At 61.2% G+C, this 21,040-nt stretch carries 18 protein-coding genes; 10 read left to right on the top strand and 8 right to left on the bottom strand.

Annotation, left to right across the window (positions count from 1 at the left end; translation table 11 throughout):
* Positions 1-150: 150 nt before the first annotated feature.
* Positions 151-1,137, bottom strand: coding sequence for a catabolite repressor/activator (cra, locus tag BN1143_RS01745; protein WP_042049434.1), 987 nt, complete (start codon positions 1,135-1,137; stop codon positions 151-153).
* Positions 1,138-1,442: 305 nt separating this feature from the next.
* Here cra and fruB point away from each other — a divergent pair, with 305 nt between their 5' ends.
* Genes fruB through fruA form a run of 3 tightly spaced genes read left to right on the top strand, consistent with a single transcriptional unit; the run spans position 1,443 to position 5,253 of the window.
* Complete coding sequence (fruB, locus tag BN1143_RS01740) at positions 1,443-2,543, top strand: fused PTS fructose transporter subunit IIA/HPr protein (RefSeq protein ID WP_042049433.1); 1,101 nt, start codon at positions 1,443-1,445, stop codon at positions 2,541-2,543.
* Positions 2,543-3,532, top strand: coding sequence for a 1-phosphofructokinase (gene pfkB, locus BN1143_RS01735; RefSeq protein ID WP_042049432.1), 990 nt, complete (start codon positions 2,543-2,545; stop codon positions 3,530-3,532). Before fruB ends, pfkB begins: the two co-directional genes overlap by 1 nt.
* Entirely contained in the window at positions 3,529-5,253 is a 1,725-nt protein-coding gene (gene fruA, locus BN1143_RS01730; RefSeq protein ID WP_042049431.1) for a PTS fructose transporter subunit IIBC, read from the top strand. Before pfkB ends, fruA begins: the two co-directional genes overlap by 4 nt.
* Before the next feature lie 94 nt (positions 5,254-5,347).
* On the opposite strand, the gene BN1143_RS01725 is transcribed toward fruA, so the two are convergent.
* Positions 5,348-5,599 carry a DUF1289 domain-containing protein gene (locus BN1143_RS01725; RefSeq protein WP_005300622.1) on the bottom strand — a complete coding sequence of 84 codons (252 nt, stop codon included), beginning with the start codon at positions 5,597-5,599 and terminating at the stop codon, positions 5,348-5,350.
* Between the two features lie 150 nt (positions 5,600-5,749).
* On the opposite strand from BN1143_RS01725, the gene mltA reads away from it, so the two are divergent.
* Positions 5,750-6,901, top strand: coding sequence for a murein transglycosylase A (gene mltA / locus BN1143_RS01720; RefSeq protein ID WP_005300625.1), 1,152 nt, complete (start codon positions 5,750-5,752; stop codon positions 6,899-6,901).
* A gap of 132 nt (positions 6,902-7,033) precedes the next feature.
* Here mltA and yfaE read toward each other — a convergent pair whose 3' ends face one another.
* The 5 genes from yfaE to ubiG form a co-directional block, all read right to left on the bottom strand.
* Positions 7,034-7,354 carry a class I ribonucleotide reductase maintenance protein YfaE gene (gene yfaE / locus BN1143_RS01715; protein WP_010634047.1) on the bottom strand — a complete coding sequence of 107 codons (321 nt, stop codon included), beginning with the start codon at positions 7,352-7,354 and terminating at the stop codon, positions 7,034-7,036.
* Entirely contained in the window at positions 7,351-8,484 is a 1,134-nt protein-coding gene (nrdB, locus tag BN1143_RS01710) for a class Ia ribonucleoside-diphosphate reductase subunit beta (protein WP_005300631.1), read from the bottom strand. The genes yfaE and nrdB overlap by 4 nt, the downstream gene beginning before the upstream one ends.
* Before the next feature lie 65 nt (positions 8,485-8,549).
* Positions 8,550-10,817, bottom strand: coding sequence for a class 1a ribonucleoside-diphosphate reductase subunit alpha (gene nrdA, locus BN1143_RS01705; RefSeq protein WP_026139081.1), 2,268 nt, complete (start codon positions 10,815-10,817; stop codon positions 8,550-8,552).
* A 645-nt stretch (positions 10,818-11,462) separates the two neighbouring features.
* Complete coding sequence (locus tag BN1143_RS01700; RefSeq protein WP_042049430.1) at positions 11,463-12,149, bottom strand: HAD family hydrolase; 687 nt, start codon at positions 12,147-12,149, stop codon at positions 11,463-11,465.
* Positions 12,149-12,865 (bottom strand): bifunctional 2-polyprenyl-6-hydroxyphenol methylase/3-demethylubiquinol 3-O-methyltransferase UbiG, encoded by a 717-nt coding sequence (ubiG, locus tag BN1143_RS01695; protein WP_005300640.1) that lies wholly within the window; start codon positions 12,863-12,865, stop codon positions 12,149-12,151. Before ubiG ends, BN1143_RS01700 begins: the two co-directional genes overlap by 1 nt.
* A 201-nt stretch (positions 12,866-13,066) precedes the next feature.
* Between ubiG and gyrA the strand changes: the two genes are divergently transcribed.
* Positions 13,067-15,814, top strand: a complete 2,748-nt coding sequence (gene gyrA, locus BN1143_RS01690) for a DNA topoisomerase (ATP-hydrolyzing) subunit A (protein ID WP_042049428.1) — start codon at positions 13,067-13,069, stop codon at positions 15,812-15,814.
* A gap of 198 nt (positions 15,815-16,012) precedes the next feature.
* Positions 16,013-16,180: a hypothetical protein gene (locus BN1143_RS22585; protein WP_162851586.1), complete on the top strand. Its 168-nt coding sequence runs from the start codon at positions 16,013-16,015 to the stop codon at positions 16,178-16,180.
* Positions 16,181-16,216: 36 nt separating this feature from the next.
* On the opposite strand, the gene BN1143_RS01685 is transcribed toward BN1143_RS22585, so the two are convergent.
* The gene (locus BN1143_RS01685; RefSeq protein ID WP_042049427.1) at positions 16,217-17,272 is read right to left on the bottom strand and encodes a PA0069 family radical SAM protein; all 1,056 of its coding nucleotides are present in this window, start codon (positions 17,270-17,272) and stop codon (positions 16,217-16,219) included.
* A 174-nt stretch (positions 17,273-17,446) separates the two neighbouring features.
* Between BN1143_RS01685 and BN1143_RS01680 the strand changes: the two genes are divergently transcribed.
* From BN1143_RS01680 to rpmI, 4 genes are all read left to right on the top strand, one after another.
* Positions 17,447-18,034 carry a tetratricopeptide repeat protein gene (locus BN1143_RS01680; RefSeq protein ID WP_042049426.1) on the top strand — a complete coding sequence of 196 codons (588 nt, stop codon included), beginning with the start codon at positions 17,447-17,449 and terminating at the stop codon, positions 18,032-18,034.
* 236 nt (positions 18,035-18,270) lie between these two features.
* On the top strand, positions 18,271-20,199 hold the full coding sequence (thrS, locus tag BN1143_RS01675) for a threonine--tRNA ligase (RefSeq protein WP_042049425.1): 1,929 nt from the start codon (positions 18,271-18,273) through the stop codon (positions 20,197-20,199).
* A gap of 3 nt (positions 20,200-20,202) precedes the next feature.
* Positions 20,203-20,751 carry a translation initiation factor IF-3 gene (gene infC / locus BN1143_RS01670; RefSeq protein ID WP_026139078.1) on the top strand — a complete coding sequence of 183 codons (549 nt, stop codon included), beginning with the start codon at positions 20,203-20,205 and terminating at the stop codon, positions 20,749-20,751.
* A gap of 86 nt (positions 20,752-20,837) precedes the next feature.
* Positions 20,838-21,035, top strand: a complete 198-nt coding sequence (rpmI, locus tag BN1143_RS01665) for a 50S ribosomal protein L35 (protein WP_005300673.1) — start codon at positions 20,838-20,840, stop codon at positions 21,033-21,035.
* Positions 21,036-21,040: the final 5 nt, after the last annotated feature.

The following is a 21,040-nucleotide window of genomic DNA, read 5'->3' as shown; positions in this document are numbered from 1 at the left end:
GATCAAAATGGTGGAAACAAGCCTGAAAAAGCGGATTTTGTACTGGGTTGGCAGAATATGTGGAAATAAATGATGACAGATATGGTTTTGGGGTGGTGAAAAAACGCGCCGCTGCGAGGGAGGCCGCAGCGGCGCGCCATGGAGAGGGGATCAGCGGCGGCGTTTGAGGGTGCGGCTCACATAGTGGAGGCCGCATTGGTATTCGCCGCCAATCGCCTTGAGGGCCAGCTCCAGCGCCTGGCTGGCGAGGGCATCGTGCTGCTGGGGCAGGGAGTTGATGCCGAAGGGGAGGAAATCGAGCAGGCGATCATCGCCGAAGGTGGCCATGGCGAGCCGGCTCATGTCGGTCTCCTGCTCAAGCAGATAGTCGAGCACCCCCTCCATCAGGATGTAGGAGGTGGCGACCAGTGCCTGGGGCAGCTGGCCGAGCTGCTGATGCAGCGTCTTGATCAGGCGATAGCCTTCGGCGCGGGAGAAATGGGCCCCTTCACACAGATGGCAAGCCGTGCTGTGGCTGGCAACAGCCTGCTCGAAGCCGGCTTTGCGTTCACGGCTGATCGTGAGCGCCGGCAGTGCGGTGATCAGGGCGATGTGCTTGATTGCCGGCGAGAGCAGGGAGGCGGTGAGATCAAAGCTCGCCTTCTGGTTCTCGCTGGCGACGGTGACGAACTTGTCGGCTGCCATGGCACGGTCGATGGCGAGCACCTGAATGCCGCGCGTCTGCAGGCCAAGGTAGAAGGGATCTTCGGGTGGCAGGCAACTGGCCACCAGCAGCGCATCCACATGGCGACTGGCAAGCATCTCGGCCAGCTCCTTCTCGGTGGCGGGGTCATCTTCCGAGCAGACGATCAGCAGCTGATAACCCTGTACCCGCGCCCCTTGCTCCAGCCGTTTGGCGAGCTTGGCGTAACTGGCATTCTCGAGGTCGGGCAGGATGAAGCCCAGGGTCCTGGTCTGGCCGCCACGCAGGGAGGCGGCGCGGCTGTCCGGCTGGTAGTTGTGGGCGGTGACCACCGCCATCACCTTGTCGCGGGTGACCTGGCTGATGCGGTATTGATCGGCCTTGCCATTGATCACATAGCTGGCCGTGGTGCGCGAGACACCGGCGAGGGCGGCGATTTCATCCAGTTTCATCATATTGGCTCTGTTTGAGTTGCAAGGCCCACGGGCACTGCCTGGTGAGGGCACCGAAAAGTGTGCGCGGGATCATATCATTGAAAAGCACTCTTTGTGGGTACTTGATCAATTCGCTGAAACGATTCAGTCTGAGTGTAAGTGAAACGATTCAGCTTGTCAGCAGACAATCGATGGCCGGGCATAAAAACCCGGCATGGCTCCCGAAGGGATGCAATCCGGTCTATTGTCAGCTGGCGAGTGGCACGAATGGTTATGTTTGATGCGCCGGTACGGTCAGGCCGCCCGGCACCTGATGGAGAATCTCTATGTTGAAGTTGGCGCGACAGCAGATCCTGCTGGGGCAGTCGGTGGCGACCAAGGCCGAAGCCATTGCCCTGTTGGCAGGCAAACTGACCGAAGCCGGTCTGGTGGAAGCGGGATATGTAGATGGCATGCTGGCGCGTGAAGCGCAGCACGCCACCTATCTTGGCAGCGGCATCGCCATTCCCCACGGCACCACCGACACCCGGCATCTGGTGAAGAACACAGGCGTCATGGTGGCCCAGTTCCCCAATGGCATCGAATGGGATGAGGGGCAGATCGCCTACTTCGCCATCGGCATCGCCGCCAAATCTGACGAACATCTGGGCATTTTGCGCCAGCTCACCCACGTGTTGGGTGACGAGCAGGCGGCGGCGCAATTGAAAGAGGCCACCGATGCCGACACCATCATCAATATCCTGACCGGTGCCACGGCGCCCAAAGAGGTGCAGTTCCTGGCTTTGGCCGACTTCCCGGCAGACGATCGCGACCAGCTGCTGCTGGGCGCCGCCGCCCGCGCCAAATCCGCCGGCTGGGGCGATGCCGCCATGGTAAGCGCCCTGCTGGCAAGCGACCCCGCCTACCTGGGCGAGGGGATCTGGCTTGCCCGCGTGCAAGCGGCCCAGACCGGTTGGGTGCTGGCCACGCCTAGCACTGCACTGAACGCCGGGGAGCAACCGGTCAGCGCCCTGCTGCTGCTGTGCGCCGCAGATAGCGGCCATCTGGCGCAGCTCGACAACTTGGCCAAGCTGGCCGCTGCCGGTCAGCTGGCCACCTTGGCAGGTAGTGAGGGGCTGGCCATGCTGCAGGCGGGCCCGGCGAGCGGTCTTAGTGAAACCTTCACCATCATCAACCCCCACGGGTTGCATGCCCGTCCCGGCGCCATGCTGGTCAAGGTGGCCAAGGAGTATGAATCCGACATTCGGGTGGCGAACCTGGATGGCAGCGGCGAGGCGGTCTCCGCTAAGAGCCTGATGAAGGTGATCGGCCTTGGCGTCAAGTGTGGCCATCGTCTGGCGTTTCGCGCCGAAGGGGCTGACGCCGAAGCGGCCCTCAAGGGCATAGGCGCCGCCATTGCGGCCGGGCTGGGCGAGGGGGCGCACTGATGGACATAGTGACCATCACCCTCAACCCGGCGCTCGATCTCACCGCCCGTCTGGAGGCGATGAGCCTGGGCGAGGTGAACCTGGTGAGCGAGGCCAATCTGCGTGCGGCGGGCAAGGGGATCAACGTGGCCATGGTGCTCAAGGACTTGGGCCGCGACGTAGGCGTCACCGGCTGGCTTGGCGCCGATAACCAGCAGAGCTTCGTCTCCCTGTTTACGGAGCGGGCCCTGGCCGATCACTTCGTGCGCGTGGCGGGCAGCACCCGCATCAACGTCAAGATCTCCGAGCAATCCGGCCGGGTCACCGATCTCAATCTGCCGGGGCTCACCATCCATGAGGGTGAAGTGGGCGCGTTGGAGCAGGCCATCGACCAATTGACCCCTCACGCCGACTGGTTTGTGCTGGCAGGCAGCCTGCCCAAAGGGGTGGCCCCCGATTACTGCGCCCGCCTCATTCGCCTGCTCAAGGCCAAAGGCAAGCAGGTGATCTTCGATTGCAGCGGCGCGGCGTTAAGCGAAGGGATCAAGGCGGCGCCGACCCTGGTCAAACCCAATCTGGAGGAGCTCGGCAAGTGGGCCGGCCGCCCCATCAAGACCCTGAGCGAGCAGGCCGAGTGTGCCCGCACGCTGCAGGCAAGCGGGATCCCCAACGTGGTGATCTCCAATGGCGCGGATGGCCTCATCTGGTTTGCCCCGGATGCCGTCTGGCAGGCCATTCCGCCGCGCATGCAGGTGGTCAGCACGGTTGGTGCCGGCGACTCTCTGGTGGCCGGTCTCGCCCATGGTCTCAGCCTTGGCTGGACGCCGGAGCAGACCCTGCGCCTCGCCACCGCCGTCTCGGCGCTGGCGGTCAGCCAGGTGGCGGTCGGCTTTGACGATATCAGTGTGCTCGACCCCTTGCTTGAACAGGTGCGCGTACAGCGTCTGGATGCGCTGGCACCGGTTCAATGCCATACCCCCTCAATGGAAAACTCAGGAGATGCCCAATGAAAGCAATCTTGGTTACGGCTTGCCCGGCGGGCATTGCCACCAGCTTTCTCGCTGCAAAACGAATAGAACAGCAGGCCAAACTGGCAGGCTGGGAGCTCACCCTCGACGTCGGCTCCAGCGTGCAGCCCCGTCAGGTACCGGGCAAGGAGCAGATTGCTGCGGCCGAGCTGGTGCTGGTTGTCGCCAGCGCCCCGGTGGATCTCGCCGCCTATGACGGCAAGCGGGTCTATCAGGGCAGCATGGATCTCGCCCTGCAGGATCCGGCCGCACTGCTGGAGGCCGCCGCCAGCGGCGCCAGCGTCTATCGCCATCAAGCTGCGCCCGCAGCTACCAAACCGGCCGCCGCTGGCAAGCGCATCGTGGCGGTGACCGCCTGTCCGACCGGGGTGGCTCACACCTTTATGTCGGCAGAAGCGCTGGAGACCATGGCCAAACAGCTGGGTCATCAGATCCGCGTCGAGACCCAAGGCTCGGTCGGTGCCCAGAACGCCCTGACTGCCGAGGAGATTGCATCCGCCGACCTGGTGTTCCTCGCTACCGACATCGAAGTGGACATGGCTCGCTTCGACGGCAAGCCGGTCTATCGCACCAGCACGGGCGCGGCGCTCAAGAAAACCCGTGCCGAGCTCGACAAGGCCTGGAACGAGGCCAAGACCTATCGCCACAGCGGTGCCAGCCAACCCAAGAAAGAGGAAAAAGCCGGCCCCTACAAGCATCTGCTGACCGGGGTCTCCTTCATGCTGCCCATGGTGGTGGCGGGCGGCCTCATCATCGCGCTCTCGTTCGTGTTCGGTATCGAGGCGTTCAAGGTGGAAGGCACCCTGGCCGCCGCCCTGATGAAGATCGGTGGCGGCTCCGCCTTCGCCCTGATGATCCCGGTGCTGGCCGGCTACATTGCCTACTCCATCGCTGACCGCCCGGGTCTCGCTCCCGGCATGATCGGCGGCATGCTGGCAAGCTCGCTGGGTGCCGGTTTCCTTGGCGGCATCGTGGCCGGTTTCCTGGCCGGTTACAGCGCCAAGTACCTGAGCGACAAGGTGCGTCTGCCGGTGACCCTGGAAGCGCTCAAGCCCATTCTGATCATTCCGCTGTTTGCCAGCCTGTTTACCGGCTTGGTGATGATCTACGTGGTGGGCGGCCCGGTGGCCGGCATCATGAATGCCATGACCGAGTTCCTCAACAACATGGGCTCTGCCAACGCCGTGCTGCTGGGTGTCATCATCGGTGCCATGATGTGCTTCGACATGGGTGGCCCGGTCAACAAGGCAGCCTACGCCTTCGGGGTCGGCCTGCTGGCCTCCAAGACCTACGCTCCCATGGCAGCCGTGATGGCCGCCGGCATGGTGCCGGCACTGGGGATGGGGATCGCCACCTTCCTGGCCCGCACCAAGTTCATCAAGGCGGAGCAGGAAGCGGGCAAGGCCTCCTTCGTGCTGGGTCTGTGCTTCATCTCCGAGGGGGCCATCCCGTTTGCCGCCAAGGATCCGATGCGCGTCATCCCTGCCTGCATGGCGGGCGGCGCCCTGACCGGTGCGCTCTCCATGCTGTTCGGCTGCGAGCTGATGGCACCCCACGGCGGTTTGTTCGTGCTGTTCATCCCGAACGCCATCAGCAACGTCATGATGTATATCGTGGCGATTGCGGCAGGGTCGCTGCTGACCGGGGTGGCTTACGCCATGCTCAAACGCGGTGAAGAGCAGGCCAAGCTGGCCACGGCATAAGCCTTGCGATCCGGCAACATCTCATAGTGTCAAAAAGAAAAGCGGCCTGCGGGCCGCTTTTTTATGTTTGTCGTGAAAGGAGGAGGGGGAGAAACTAGAAATCCCAACCCGGTTGCTCTTGCGGCTCGTTCTGGGCCCCCTCCAGCGCTTTGCGGCGGGCGGCTTCCACCCGCGCCTTGCGGCCTCGGCACAGGCGCATTACCTCCTGCTGCTGGGCCGGGGTCATGGTGAGCCAGTTGAAACGCTCTTCGCGGCTGCGCAAACACCCCTTGCAGTAGCCCTTGTTGTTCACTTCACAGACCCCGATGCAGGGGCTCTGCAGCGGGAAGATTTCGAGCTGTTCCATCCATGGCCCCTCACACCTTGTTACCTTGTTATAACCCAGAAGATCCCCTTTGGAGAAATCCGTCGTTGCAGGCTTGAAGGCGTTTGCTTTCCCCCTGCAAATTTGGCATCTTCCCCGCCGAACATGACGCTTGGTGTTATATGAGGACATATGAATAAACACGCGTACTGGCTGACCGCCGCTGTGCTGGGGTTGGCCGGTTGTGCGGGCAACTCTGAGCAAGCCCAGGTGCCCAAAAACAAACCCGATGCCAGATGTTTTCTCAACTGCGAGGTGCCGGAAAATCTGGGCAAGCAGTATCTGGACGGCATGCTGCCCGACGATCTGGTGCGGGTTGAGCGCGTCAACAGCCGCGTGCGCGCCGACTACAGCAAGTTCGGCCCCCAGAGCAGGCTGGTGCTGGAGCGCTCCGGCAAGATGACCCGCCGCTATGGCGAACTCTATCACCAGCTCTCCCGCTGGGTGGCGAACGGCGGCAATCCCGCCGACATTACCCGCTACGGCATCAGCCTGGCCCAGCTGGGCGGCTCGGATCGGATGGGCAACGTGCTGTTCACCGGTTACTACTCGCCGGTGCTGGAGGTGCGCCACCGCCCGGATGCGAAATACAAGTACCCCATCTACGCCATGCCCAACTGCGGCAGTCGTTGTCCGACCCGGGCCCAGATCCACCAGGGGGCGCTGGCCAACCGCGGGCTGGAGCTGGGCTACAGCAAGTCTCTTATCGACAACTTCCTGATGGACGTGCAGGGCTCGGGCTTTGTTCACTATGGCGATGACGACAGGCTGCAGTATCTGGGCTACAGCGGCAAGAACGGTCACGGTTACGTCAGCATCGGCCGGGTGCTGATCGATCGCGGCGAGGTGCCCAGGGAGCAGATGTCCATGAAGGCCATCAAGGAGTGGGCAAACCGTCAGCCGGAGGAGAGCGTCAAGGAGCTGGTGGAGCAGAACCCCTCCTATGTCTTCTTCGAGCGTCGCCCCACCAACGATGTGATCGGGGCCGCCGGCATCCCGCTGTTGCCGATGGCTGCGGTGGCCGCCGACAAGACCCTGCTGCCGATGGGTACGCCGATCCTGGCGGAAGTACCGCTGCTGGACAAAGAGGGCAACTGGACCGGCAAGCATCAGCTGCGGCTGTTGATCGCGCTGGATGTGGGCGGGGCGGTGAAGAAGGGTCACCTCGACCTCTACCACGGCATGGGCGAGAAGGCCGGTGTTGCGGCCGGTCACTACAAGCACTTCGGGCGGGTCTGGAAACTGGGCCTGCACCATGGGCCGACCGCCGCGCCCTGGCTGTAAGGTCTTGTGGGGGCGGTTGTGCATCAGCCGCCCGCCCACGAGGCATAGAGATGGATGTAAAAAAGCCGCCGGAGCAATCCGGCGGCTTTTTGTTTAGCGAGGTGAGCTTGGACATATCAAGAGAGGGTGGTCTCAGCCCTTCTTGATGTCGAGCCGGATGGCCCCCACCGGCTTGCAACAGCAGGGCAGGCACTCTCCCTGCGAGACAAAGGCGAGCGGCACGGCGGCATAGTGCACCTTGCCTGCCAGCAGCGGGGTGCGGCAGGCGCCGCAATAGCCGCTGCGGCACTGGAACTCCACGTGATGACCGTGACGCTCCAGAGTCTCCAGCACGCTCTCGCCGGGGTGGGCGTGCAGCACGCCATCCCGGGTGTGTACCTGCGGTGCGCCCGTCTCGCTCTTGGCGGGGGCGGTGTGCAGGGGCTCGGTCAGCGTGCCGGTGGCGTCACTCACAGCTCGAAATCACCCAGGTCTTCGGCGTTCACTTCGCTGTCGATCTGACCCACCAGGTAGGAGCTCACTTCCACTTCCTGCGGGGCGACCTGCACGTTGTCGGAGGAGAGCCAGGTGTTGATCCAGGGGATCGGGTTCTGCTTGGCGCCGGCAAAGGCCGGTTGCAGGCCAACGGCGGCCATCCGCAGGTTGGTGATGTACTCCACGTACTGGCAGAGGATGTCCTTGTTCAGGCCGATCATGGAGCCGTCCTGGAACAGGTACTCGGCCCACTCCTTCTCCTGGATGGCGGCTTCCTTGAACAGATCGAAGCAGGCCTGCTCGCACTCGCGGGCGATCTCGGCCATCTCGGGGTCGTCCTGGCCGCTGCGCATCAGGTTCAGCATGTGCTGAGTGCCGGTCAGGTGCAGTGCTTCGTCGCGGGCGATCATCTTGATGATCTTGGCGTTGCCCTCCATCAGCTCGCGCTCGGCGAAGGCGAAGGAGCAGGCGAAGCTGACGTAGAAGCGGATCGCTTCCAGTGCGTTGACGCTCATCAGGCACAGGTAGAGCTTCTTCTTGAGCTCGCGCAAGGTGATGGACACCTCGCGGCCGGCCACCTGATGGGTGCCTTCACCGTGCAGGTGGTAGAGCGCGGTCGCTTCGATCAGATCGTCGTAGAAGTGGCTGATGGAGCCGGCGCGCTTCAGGATCTGCTCGTTGGTGACGATGTCGTCGAACACCTGGGCAGGGGTGTTGACGATGTTGCGGATGATGTGGGTGTAGGAGCGCGAGTGAATGGTCTCGGAGAAAGCCCAGGTCTCGATCCAGGTTTCCAGCTCCGGAATGGAGACCAGCGGCAGCAGCGCCACGTTGGGGCTGCGGCCCTGAATGGAATCCAGCAGGGTCTGGTACTTCAGGTTGGAGATGAAGATGTGCTGCTCGTGGGGCGGCAGGGCCTGGAAGTCGATGCGGTCGTGGGAGACGTCCACCTCTTCCGGGCGCCAGAAGAAGGAGAGCTGCTTCTCGATCAGGCGCTCGAACACTTCGTGTTTTTGCTGGTCATAACGGGCCACGTTGACCGACTGGCCGAAGAACATCGGCTCCTTGAGCTGGTCGTTTTGGGTCTGGCAGAAAGTTGAATAGGCCATGGTTGTCGAATATCGCGAAGTAGGGGAAACAGGAGGGCGGGAGCTTGTCGCTCCCGCCCGGTTCATCAGATCTTGCAGGCGCCGCCGGCACAACCGTCATCTTGCAGATCGGTCTGGGCATCGTCCGCACCATCACGGGTGTTGTGATAGTACAGGGTCTTGAGGCCGTATTTGTAGGCGGTCAGCAAGTCCTTGAGCAGCTGCTTCATCGGTACCTTGTTGCCTTCGAAACGGGCGGGATCATAGTTGGTGTTGGCGGAGATCGCCTGATCCACGAACTTCTGCATGATACCGACCAGCTGCAGGTAACCATCGACGCTCGGTTGCTTCCAGAGCAGTTCGTATTGATCCTTCAGACGGTCATACTCGGGCACCACCTGCTTGAGGATGCCGTCCTTGGAGGCCTTGACAGAGACCAGACCGCGCGGCGGCTCGATGCCGTTGGTGGCGTTGGAGATCTGGCTGGAGGTCTCGCTCGGCATCAGGGCGGTCAGGGTGGAGTTGCGCAGACCCACGGTGCGGATCTCCTCGCGCAGCGCTTCCCAGTCCAGGTGCAGCGGCTCGTTGCACAGGTTGTCCAGATCCTTTTTATAGGTATCGATGGGCAGGATCCCCTGGGCATAGGTGGTTTCGTTGAAGGCCGGGCAGGGGCCGAACTCGCGGGCCAGCTGCACGGAGGCCTTCAGCAGGTAGTACTGGATCGCCTCGAAGGTGCGGTGAGTCAGCGCCAGACCAGAACCGTCGGAGTAGCGGGCACCGTTCTTCGCCAGGTAGTAGGCGTAGTTGATGACGCCGATCCCCAGGGTACGACGGTTCATGCTGCCCTTCTTGGCGGCCTTGAGCGGGTAGTCCTGATAGTCGAGCAGGGCATCCAGGGCGCGCACGGCCAGCTCGGCCATCTCTTCCAGATCTTCCAGCTTCTCGATGGCGCCCAGGTTGAAGGCCGACAGGGTGCACAGGGCGATCTCGCCATCCTCGTCATCCACGTTGTTGAGCGGCTTGGTGGGCAGCGCAATCTCGAGGCAGAGGTTGGACTGGCGTACCGGCGCCACGCTCGGATCGAACGGGCTGTGGGTGTTGCAGTGGTCCACGTTCTGGATGTAGATGCGACCGGTGCCGGCGCGCTCCTGCATCATCAGGGAGAAGAGATCCACCGCCTTGAGGGTCTTCTTGCGAATGCTCGGATCCTGCTCGTACTTGACGTAGAGCTCTTCGAACTTGTCCTGATCTGCGAAGAAGGCATCGTACAGACCCGGCGCATCGGACGGGGAGAACAGGGTGATGTCGCCGCCCTTGATCAGGCGCTGGTACATCAGCTTGTTGATCTGCACGCCGTAGTCCATGTGACGGACCCGGTTCTCTTCCACGCCACGGTTGTTCTTCAGTACCAGCAGGCTCTCCACCTCGGTGTGCCACAGCGGGTAGAACAGGGTGGCCGCCCCGCCGCGCACGCCGCCCTGGGAGCAGCACTTCACGGCAGTCTGGAAGTACTTGTAGAAGGGGATGCAGCCAGTGTGGAAGGCTTCACCGCCACGGATGGGGCTGCCAAGACCACGAATGCGGCCGGCGTTGATGCCGATGCCGGCGCGCTGGGAGACGTAACGCACGATGGCGCTGGCGGTGGCATTGATGGAATCCAGGCTGTCGTCGCACTCGATCAGCACGCAGGAGCTGAACTGACGGGTCGGGGTGCGCACGCCGCTCATGATCGGGGTCGGCAGCGAGATCTTGAAGGTCGAGACTGCATCATAGAAGCGCTTGATGTAGTCCAGACGGGTATCTTTCGGATACTTGGAGAAGAGGCAGGCCGCTACCAGGATGTAGAGGAACTGCGGGCTCTCGTAAATTTCGCCGGTGACGCGGTTCTGGACCAGGTACTTGCCTTCCAGCTGCTTGACCGCGGCGTAGGAGAAGTCCATGTCGCGCCAGTGGTCGAGGTGGGCGTTCAGCTCCTCGAACTCGGCCTGGCTGTAGTCTTCCAGCAGGTGCTTGTCGTACTTGCCCATGTCCACCAGCTTGGCGACGTGCTGGTAGAGGTGGGGCGGCTCGAACTGGCCGTAGGCCTTCTTGCGCAGGTGGAAGATGGCCAGACGGGCGGCCATGTACTGGTAGTCCGGGCTTTGCTCGGAGATCAGATCAGCAGCGGCCTTGATGACGGTTTCGTGGATATCGGCGGTACGGATGCCGTCATAGAACTGGATGTGGGACTTGAGTTCCACCTGGGAGACCGACACGTTGTCGAGACCCTCGGCGGCCCAGTCCAGCACGCGGTGAATTTTATCCAGATCGATGGGTTCTTTGTGGCCGTTACGCTTCGTCACAAACAAGTTCATTGGCTGATGACCTTTAGTTGATTCCCGAAAAACCATCGCACGGCGTTGGCCTCCGGCCCGGGCAGGGCGATGGAGGTGAGTACCTATTGTGCGATGAATCACAAGATATAGTGTTATTTTGAATTCGAGCTACAAGATAGTGAGGTCTGCCCGGCTTTGCAATCTGTGGATAAGGCAATTGCTGTGGATAAATTGTGGGTGTTGTCGATGGAGTTAGTGGACGCTCACAGCGAACGGGTTTTCATCCGTCCGATCCGGTAAATGCAAGTCTGATGATCGAACATGGAAAATTTAAATAACTTTTTTTGCTTGCGAAAACGGGGTGTTTTTACTAGCAAATTCAGCCTGATTATCCCTTGTGCAGCAAGGGTCAAAAGGTGTCCGATCCCGCTGCCGCACTGCTTGTCAAACCGGCAAAACGGGGGATCAATTGCCGATCCTCCGTTTTGCTGCGCGAGTGACCAGATGGGCGTCATTTTCACCGCTCAGCTCAAGGGATGGTCGCAAAGCTGCGTCTGATATCCATCTCTTGTGTTATCCACCTGCTGCGTTATCCAAGAGAACCCAAGCGTGGAGCTCCCCCTGATCATCCACTTCTATATGTATCCACGGCAGCCTTGCCCGACTGCTCAGGCAGGCGGCCGCTTAATCCAGCTCGTAGCGCAGCCAGTGATGCAGGGCCTGCACGGTATCAAAGTGAAGATCGGCGCCCCACTGGGCCGGATCCTCGTCGTCATTGAGGTAACCCCAGCCGGCGACGGCGGTACGCATGCCGGCATTGCGTCCGGCCTCGATGTCGCGCACATGATCCCCCACATAGAGACAGTGGTTGGCCGCGACGCCAAGCTGCTCGCAGGCAAAGAACATGGGGGCGGGGTCGGGCTTGCGCACCGGCAGAGTGTCGGCGCTGACGGTGACGCCGCAACTGGCAAGCGCCGGCAGCGCAGCCAGCAGCGGCTCGGTGAGAAAGCCTGGCTTGTTGGTTACGATGCCCCAGGGCAGCTTTTTCTCGTCGAGCCACTCGATGAGATCCACCATGCCTTCATAGGGGCGGGTGCCAACACAGAGGTTGGCCGCGTAGTAGTCGAGCAGGGCGGTGCGAAGGCGGGTGGCGCCCAGCTCCTCCAGCAGCTCGTCACCAAGACCGGCCCTGAGCAGCCCCAGGGCCCCGTGAGAGGTGGTCTGACGAATGATGTCGTCAGAGAGCGGCGCAAAGCCTTCGCTTATCAGCACATGGTTGACGGCAGCGCCGAGATCCGGCGCGGTGTCGAGCAGGGTACCGTCCAGATCAAACAGCACGCAGCCAAGGGGCGCAGCAGGGTGAGTCGTCATCAGCCTTGCTCCGGGCGCTCGAACGCCACCATGTAGTTGACGTCGACGTTGCGACCAAGCTTGAAGCTGTTGGAGAGAGGCGCGTAGTGGACGCCGCTCATGTCCCGTACCAGCAGGCCTGCCGCCTCACCCATGCGACACAGTTCGGCCGGGGTGATGAATTTCTTGTGATCGTGGGTACCCTTGGGGACCATCTTCATCAGGTACTCGGCGCCGAGGATCATCATCAGATAGGCTTTCGGGTTGCGGTTGATGGTGGAGACGAACACCTTGCCGCCCGGGCGCACCAGGGTGGCGATGGCGCGCAGCACGGAGGCAGGATCCGGCACGTGCTCCAGCATCTCCATGCAGGTGACCACGTCGTACTGACCCGGGGCTTCGTCGGCGTGGGCCTCGGCGGTGATCTGGCGATACTCGAGCTCCACACCCGCTTCCAGGGCATGCAGGCGGGCGACGCCCAGGGGCTCTTTGCCCATGTCGATGCCGGTGACCTGGGCGCCGCGACGAGCCATGCTCTCGGCGAGGATGCCGCCGCCGCAGCCGATGTCGAGGATGCGCTTGCCAAACAGGCCGCCGCTCTTGTCGGTGATCCAGTCAAGGCGCACCGGGTTGATTTGATGCAGCGGCTTGAACTCTCCCTCCATGTCCCACCAGCGGGAGGCGATGGCTTCGAATTTGGCGATTTCTGTCAGATCGACATTGGCATCACTGTGCATTTTTTGATGATCCTGTGGCAAGGGCGCGCAGGCAGGGTAGTGCGCGCGCAATCTATTGTCCTGGCGGGCATTATAACGGACGGACTTTGTCACACCAGCCCGACTTGTTACCGGATTTGTGGCTTAAGATATTTGGCTCAGTGTGTTACCATGTCGCGCTGTTTAAGCCAAAGAACAACTAATTAGGGATTAAGGCTTTCTATGAGCGATCTGGCCAGAGAGATCACGCCGGTCAACATCGAAGAAGAGCTCAAGAGTTCCTATCTTGATTACGCCATGAGCGTGATCGTAGGACGAGCTCTGCCGGATGTGCGTGATGGCTTGAAACCGGTTCACCGCCGCGTTCTGTATGCAATGAACGAGCTGGGGAACGACTGGAACAAGCCCTATAAAAAATCGGCCCGCGTGGTCGGTGACGTAATCGGTAAATATCACCCGCACGGCGACAGTGCCGTGTATGACACCATCGTCCGCATGGCGCAGGATTTCTCCATGCGTTACATGCTGGTCGACGGTCAGGGCAACTTCGGTTCGGTCGATGGCGACAGCGCCGCGGCCATGCGTTATACCGAAGTGCGGATGGCCCGCATCTCCCACGAGCTGCTGGCCGATCTGGACAAAGAGACCGTGGACTGGGTGCCGAACTATGACGGCACCGAGATGATCCCGGCTGTCATGCCCACCAAGGTTCCCAACCTGCTGGTCAACGGCTCCTCCGGTATTGCGGTGGGCATGGCGACCAACATTCCGCCTCACAACCTCACCGAGATAGTCAACGGCTGTCTGGCGTTGATCGAGAACGGCGACCTCACCATCGACGAGCTGATGACCTACATCACCGGCCCGGATTTCCCCACCGGTGGCATCATCAACGGTCGTTCCGGCATCGTGCAGGCGTACCGTACCGGTCGTGGCTCCATCTACGTGCGCGCCAAGGCCGAGGTGGAAGTAGACGAGAAGACCAGTCGCGAGACCATCATCGTCCACGAGATCCCCTATCAGGTGAACAAAGCTCGCCTGATTGAGAAGATCGCCGAGCTGGTCAAAGAGAAGAAGATCGAGGGCATCAGTGCCCTGCGCGATGAGTCCGACAAGGACGGCATGCGCATCGTCATCGAGATCAAGCGCGGCGAGTCCGGCGAGATTGTGCTGAACAATCTCTACAAGCACACCCAGATGCAGACCACCTTCGGCATCAACATGGTGGCGCTGGACAATAACCAGCCCAAGGTGATGAACCTCAAAGAGATCCTGGATGCGTTCCTGCTGCACCGCCGCGAAGTGGTGACCCGCCGGACCGTGTTCGAACTGCGCAAAGCGCGGGATCGGGCCCACATCCTGGAAGGTCTGGCGGTAGCCCTGGCCAACATCGATCCGGTGATCGAGCTCATTCGCCACAGTGCGACCCCGGCCGATGCGAAAGCGGGCCTGGTTGCCAAAGGCTGGGAGCTCGGTAACGTGGCTGCCATGCTGGAAAAAGCCGGTGACGACGCGGCCCGCCCCGAGTGGCTGGAGCCCGAGTTCGGTATTCGCGAGGGTCACTACTACCTGACCGAGCAGCAGGCCCAGGCCATCCTTGACCTGCGTCTGCACAAGCTGACCGGCCTCGAGCATGAGAAGATCCTGGAAGAGTACCAATCTCTGCTGGATCTCATCGCCGAGCTGCTGTTCATCCTGGCAAGCCCGGTACGGTTGATGGAAGTGATCCGCGACGAACTGCTGGCCGTGCGCGAGCAGTACGGCGACGAGCGTCGTACCGAAATCAGCATGTCCAGCGCCGAGATCAACATCGAAGATCTGATCACCCCGGAAGACGTGGTCGTTACCCTGTCTCACCAGGGTTACGTGAAGTATCAGCCGCTCTCCGACTACGAGGCCCAGCGCCGCGGTGGTCGTGGCAAGTCGGCCACCCGGATCAAGGAAGAGGACTTTGTGGAGCGTCTGCTGGTGGCCAACACCCACGACACCATTCTGTGCTTCTCCACCCGTGGCAAGGTCTACTGGCTCAAGGTGTATCAACTGCCGGAGGCGTCCCGTGGCGCCCGCGGTCGTCCGATCATCAACCTGCTGCCGCTGGATGAGGGTGAGCGCATCACCGCCATTCTGCCGGTCAAGGAATATGACGCCGACAAGTATGTCTTCTTCGCCACTGCCAACGGTACCGTGAAGAAGACCAGCCTGTCCGACTTCAGCCGTCCGCTCTCCTCCGGCATCCGCGCCATCAACCTCAAAGAGGGTGATGAGCTGATCGGGGTGGACATCACCGATGGCAGCAACGAAATCATGCTGTTCTCCGATGCGGGCAAGGTTGTTCGCTTCGCGGAAGGCAGCGGTCGCGCCGATGCCGATGCCACTGACGAGGTCGAAACCGACGACGACGCCGGCAACGACGATGATGGCAGCGACAACGGCGAAGGCACCGAAAGCAAGGGCACCTTCAAGGGCGTGCGTCCCATGGGTCGTACCGCTGCCGGTGTGCGCGGCATCAAGCTCGGCGCCGGTGACAAGGTGGTCTCCCTCATCGTGCCCCGTGGCGACGGTGCCATCCTCACCGCCACCGAGAACGGTTACGGCAAGCGTACCGCGCTGGACGAATACCCGACCAAGAGCCGTGGTACCCAGGGCGTTATCTCCATCAAGGTGGATGAGCGCAACGGCAAGGTGATCGATGCGATCCAGGTCGAGGATACCGACCAGATCATGCTGATCACCAACGGCGGTACCCTGGTACGTACCCGGGTGTCCGAGGTGAGCGTCATCGGCCGCAACACCGGCGGTGTGCGTCTGATCCGTACCGGTGAAGACGAAACCGTGGTCGGTCTGCAGCGCGTTGCCGAGAGCGACGAAGAGGAAACCGAGGCGCTGGCCGTCGAGGGTGAGGTGTCTGAAGGCACCGATACCGCCGCGGACACCGGTGCTGTCGATGCCGGGGAGGCGGGCGACGAGTAATCGTTCCCCTTTTGCCCGATACGAAAGAGCGACCTTCAGGTCGCTCTTTTTTTATGCCCGCCGTTGGCCGCCCCAGCCAGGCTGCCGCCAGAGCGGCAACCGAGATGTCATCGGGGCGTCATGCCTCTGTCATGGGGGCAGGGCATCTTGCCTGCGTCGGCGATCACAACGGCGGCCTCTGCCGCACAGGAGCATCTTATGACCAGCTGGGTGATGTGGGAAATCTGGTGGAGCCGGGTATGGGGCGAAGCCGGGAGGGACGAGGCGCAGCACGAACAGGAGCTGGAAGTGGCCCATGAACCGGCGAGGCTGCCGGTCGAGCTGATTGCCCGCGAGCGCGCTGTAGGAGTGCGCCCCCGAGGCTGACTTGGTCATGCCCACGGGCTGGCGTCATGACGGGAATTAAAACAGCCGCAGCTGCTCGCCCGGGCGGATGAAGGCATCCTGGCGCAGTTGAAAGTGGCGCTTGCCGAGCCCGAGCCGCTTGGCGATCAAGCGAAAGCGCTGGGCCGGCAGATCGGCAAACTGGCCTTCTCCCCGCATCCGGGTCCCGAAGGCTGGACTGTTGAGGGCGCCGTCCCGGCTGGCTCGCAGCTGGTTGAGGATCGCCTCCTTCTGGCCTGGGTAGTATTGTTCCAGCCAGTCACTGAACAGCGGTGCCAGCTCGTGGGGCAGTCGCAGCAGGATATAGTCGGCGCAGTGGGCGCCGGCCTCGGCGGCGCTCTTGATGATCTGCTCGAGCTCGGGTTCGTTGAGCCGCGGGATCATGGGGGCCGCCAGCACGCCGACCGGCACGCCGGCGCGGGCCAGTCTCTCCACCACCTTGAGCCGGCCGGCCCCCGTGCTTGCTCTTGGCTCCAGTTGTCGCCGCAGGGTTTCATTCAAGGTGGTGACCGACACCATCACCTGGCAGAGGCCCTCTTGGGCCAGCTCCGTCAGCAGATCGAGGTCGCGCAATATCATGGCGCTCTTGGTGATGATCCCCACCGGATGGCGATGGGCCAGCATCACTTCCAGCAACTGGCGGGTGAGGCGATAGTGGTGCTCGATGGGCTGATAAGGGTCGGTATTGGCCCCCAGCACTATGGTCTGCGGCTGATAGGCGGGTCTGGCAAACTCCCGGCGCAGCAGCTCGGCGGCATTGAGCTTGGCGAACAGCCGGGTTTCGAAATCGAGGCCGGGGGAGAGCTCGAGATAGGCGTGGCTCGGTCTGGCATAACAGTAAATGCAACCGTGTTCGCACCCCTGATAGGGATTGATGGAGCGGCCGAAGGGAACGTCGGGGGAACTGTTGTAACTGATGATGCTGCGGGCGCTGATCTCCGTCACCTCGGTGCGGGGAGCGCTGGCGGCGAATGCCGCTTCCCACTCGGGTTGGGTCCAGCCGTCGTCGACCGCATCGACCCGCTGGCCGCTGAAACGGTGATCAACATTGTGGGAACTGCCTCGTCCTGCCATCGCATTGCACTAGCACTGTTTATATATACAGTTATCATGCTGCCCCCCATTGCCGAATGCAAGTTCTGCCGACCTATCCCGCCATAAAAAGCATGTCAAAAGGATCTCTTGCTTGATCGCGGCGCTACATTTCGTTTACATAGACGAAATGCGAACTGGATCACGGAAATCATCATGGCACCCATCACCTACCGCTGGCTCTTCATCGCTGTCATTGCGCTGGTTATCTGGCGCCTGATCCCGCTCTCTACCGAGCAGGAGCTGGCCTCGGCCAACCGCGCCTGGCGCACCGGTCACTTCGATGAGGCAACCCGGATCTGGTCGCCGCTGGCGGATCAGGGCCAGCCACGGGCGCAGGCGCTGATGGGCTGGAGCCATGAAATGGGGCAGGGGAGCGAGCAGGATATGGATCGCGCCATCAGCCTCTATCGTCAGGCGGCGCAGGCGGGGGACGCCTTCGGCCAATACCGGCTGGGGGAGCTCTATTTGCGGGGTGCCGGGGTGAAGCGGGATCTGCGCGAGGCATTTCACTGGATGGAGCTGGCGGCCAGGAACGGCGATGTGCCCGCCATGTTGAAGGTGGGGGTGCTCCATCTGATGGGGGTCAGCGGGCGGGTCGATTTGCCCCGTGCCAAGGAGTGGCTCTATCAGGCCGCCAGGCAGGGCAACCAGCTGGCGCTCAAGGTGCTGCAGGAGCTGGAACTGGCCCAGGAGGGGAGCTCCACGTTCGACTTCAACTGGCAGCCTCTGCTAGGAGAATAACCTCCAAGCGGTTCATCTGGTTGTAGAAAATCTCAGCAAACCCGATACAGCCCCGCCTACTTCTGGTAGCATGGTTCGGTTTTTGGTTTGTCTTGCGACGTTGAACGGGTTGTTTGCGTCACGGGGCGTCTTCGCAAAGTGCTGTGGAGAGCCAGAACATCACCCATTTTTGAATGAATCTTTCCATCCCGCATGTGCCCTTTGGTAGGGGGCACCACTGTATAAGGAAACACACAATGCCAATCATTACTCTGCCTGATGGCAGCCAACGTCAATTTGCCCACGCCGTTTCCGTCATGGACGTGGCCGCGGACATCGGTCCCGGTCTCGCCAAGGCGTGCATTGCCGGTCGGGTAAACGGTGAACTGGTGGATGCCTGCGAGCTGATCGAAGCCGATGCCTCCCTGGCCATCATCACCGCCAAAGACGAAGAAGGTCTGGACATTCTGCGCCACTCCTGTGCTCACCTGCTGGGTCATGCCATCAAGCAACTCTGGCCCCAGACCAAGATGGCCATCGGTCCCGTCATCGACAACGGTTTCTACTACGACATCGATCTCGACCGTACCCTGACCGATGAAGATCTGGCTGCCCTGGAAGAGCGCATGCTGGCGCTGGCCGCCAAGGATTACGACGTCGTCAAGAAGAAGGTCTCCTGGCAGGAAGCACGCGATGTGTTCGAAGCCCGTGGCGAGACTTACAAGGTCGAGATCCTGGATCAGAACATTGCCCGTGATGACCAGCCAGGTCTTTATCATCACGAAGAGTACATCGACATGTGTCGCGGCCCGCACGTGCCCAACATGCGTCATTGCCACCACTTCAAGTTGCAGAAGATGTCCGGTGCCTACTGGCGCGGCGACTCCAACAACAAGATGCTGCAGCGCATCTACGGTACCGCCTGGGCCGACAAGAAGCAGCTCAAGGCCTATCTGCAGCGTCTGGAAGAGGCCGCCAAGCGCGACCACCGCAAGATCGGCAAGCAGCTCGACCTGTACCACATGCAGGAAGAAGCGCCTGGCATGGTGTTCTGGCACAACGACGGCTGGACCATCTTCCGCGAGCTGGAAACCTTTATCCGCGGCAAGCTCAAAGAGTACGACTATCAGGAAGTGAAGGGTCCCTTCATGATGGATCGCGTGCTGTGGGAGCGTTCAGGTCACTGGGAGAAGTACGCCCAGGCCATGTTCACCACCCAGTCCGAGAACCGCGAGTACGCCATCAAGCCGATGAACTGCCCGGGTCACGTGCAGATCTTCAACCAGGGTCTGAAATCCTACCGCGACCTGCCGCTGCGCATGGCCGAGTTCGGCTCCTGCCACCGCAACGAGCCGTCAGGCTCCCTGCACGGCCTGATGCGGGTACGGGGTTTCACTCAGGATGATGCCCACATCTTCTGTACCGAAGAGCAGATCATGGAAGAGGTGTCTGCGTGCATCCGCATGGTCTACGACGTCTACGGCACCTTCGGTTTCGAGAACATCGTGGTCAAGCTCTCCACTCGTCCGGAACAGCGTATCGGCTCCGACGAAGCCTGGGATCGCGCCGAGGCCGCACTGGCCGAAGCGCTGGTGCTGAACGGTCTGAAGTACGACCTGCAGCCGGGCGAGGGGGCCTTCTACGGTCCCAAGATCGAATTCACCCTGCATGACTGCCTTGACCGTGCCTGGCAATGTGGTACCGTGCAGCTCGATTTTGCCCTGCCGGGCCGTCTGGGTGCCACCTATGTGGGCGAAGACAACGAACGTCACGTCCCCGTGATGATCCACCGCGCCATTCTGGGCTCGCTGGAGCGTTTCATCGGGATCCTGACCGAAGAGTACGCCGGACTGTTCCCGACCTGGTTGGCACCTACCCAGGCCGTGGTCATGAATATTACCGACAATCAGGCCGATTATGCGGTGAAAGTAGCCAAAGCATTGAATGATGCGGGCCTTCGCGCAAAAGCGGACTTGAGAAATGAGAAGATTGGCTTTAAAATCCGCGAGCATACTTTGAAGCGGGTACCTTTTATGCTGGTCTGCGGCGACAAAGAAGTAGAAGTCGGCAAGATTGCAGTACGTACCCGTAAAGGGGCTGACCTGGGCTCTTATCCTGTTGAAGAGCTGATTGCTCTGTTGACCCAGGAAGTTCAGACCCGCGGACAAAAGAAAGTGGAGGAATAAGCTATAAAAGGCGGAAAAAAACTGGGCAAGCAACCGCAAGCCCGCGCTCACCGGATCAACGAAGAGATCCGTCTGAAAGAAGTTCGTCTGACTGGCCTGGATGGTGAAGCCATTGGCATCACCTCCATCCAGGATGCTCTGAACTTGGCCCTTGAGGCCGGAGTGGATCTGGTCGAGATCAGTCCGAACGCTGAGCCGCCCGTTTGCCGGATCATGGATTACGGCAAATTCCTCTACGAAAAGAGCAAAACCACCAAAGAACAGAAGAAAAAGCAGAAAGTCGTCCAGGTCAAGGAAATCAAATTCCGTCCTGGCACCGACGAAGGCGACTATCAGGTAAAACTACGCAACCTGGTTCGCTTTCTGGAAGACGGGGACAAGGCAAAGGTCACCCTGCGCTTCCGTGGTCGTGAAATGGCACACCAGGATCTTGGTATCAAGGTTTTGGAGCGCGTCAAGAACGACCTGGAAGAGCTGGCCGTAGTCGAATCGTTCCCGAAAGTCGAAGGCCGTCAAGCTGTGATGGTCCTCGCACCCAAGAAGAAATCTTAAGGCCCACAAGAAATTGACTCATGGGGCCAGCCCCATGAGTCGGTTCGCCTTGCGATTTTGTTGTCACTCACAATGCGGAGTATGAAATGCCGAAGATGAAAACCAACCGGGGCGCCGCAAAGCGCTTCAAGAAGACTGGCTCAGGTCGCTTCAAGTGCAAGCACAACCACCTGCGTCACATCCTGACCAAGAAGAGCAGTAAGCGTAAGCGTCAGCTGGGACCGAAGTTCTTTGTTTCCGCTGCCGACCACAAACGTGTTGTCGCTTGTCTGCCGTACGCATAAGGGGG

The sequence above is a fragment of the Aeromonas dhakensis genome (assembly GCF_000820305.1).
In the GTDB taxonomy this organism is placed as follows: domain Bacteria; phylum Pseudomonadota; class Gammaproteobacteria; order Enterobacterales; family Aeromonadaceae; genus Aeromonas; species Aeromonas dhakensis.
This window is presented reverse-complemented; position numbering and strand designations above follow the sequence as displayed.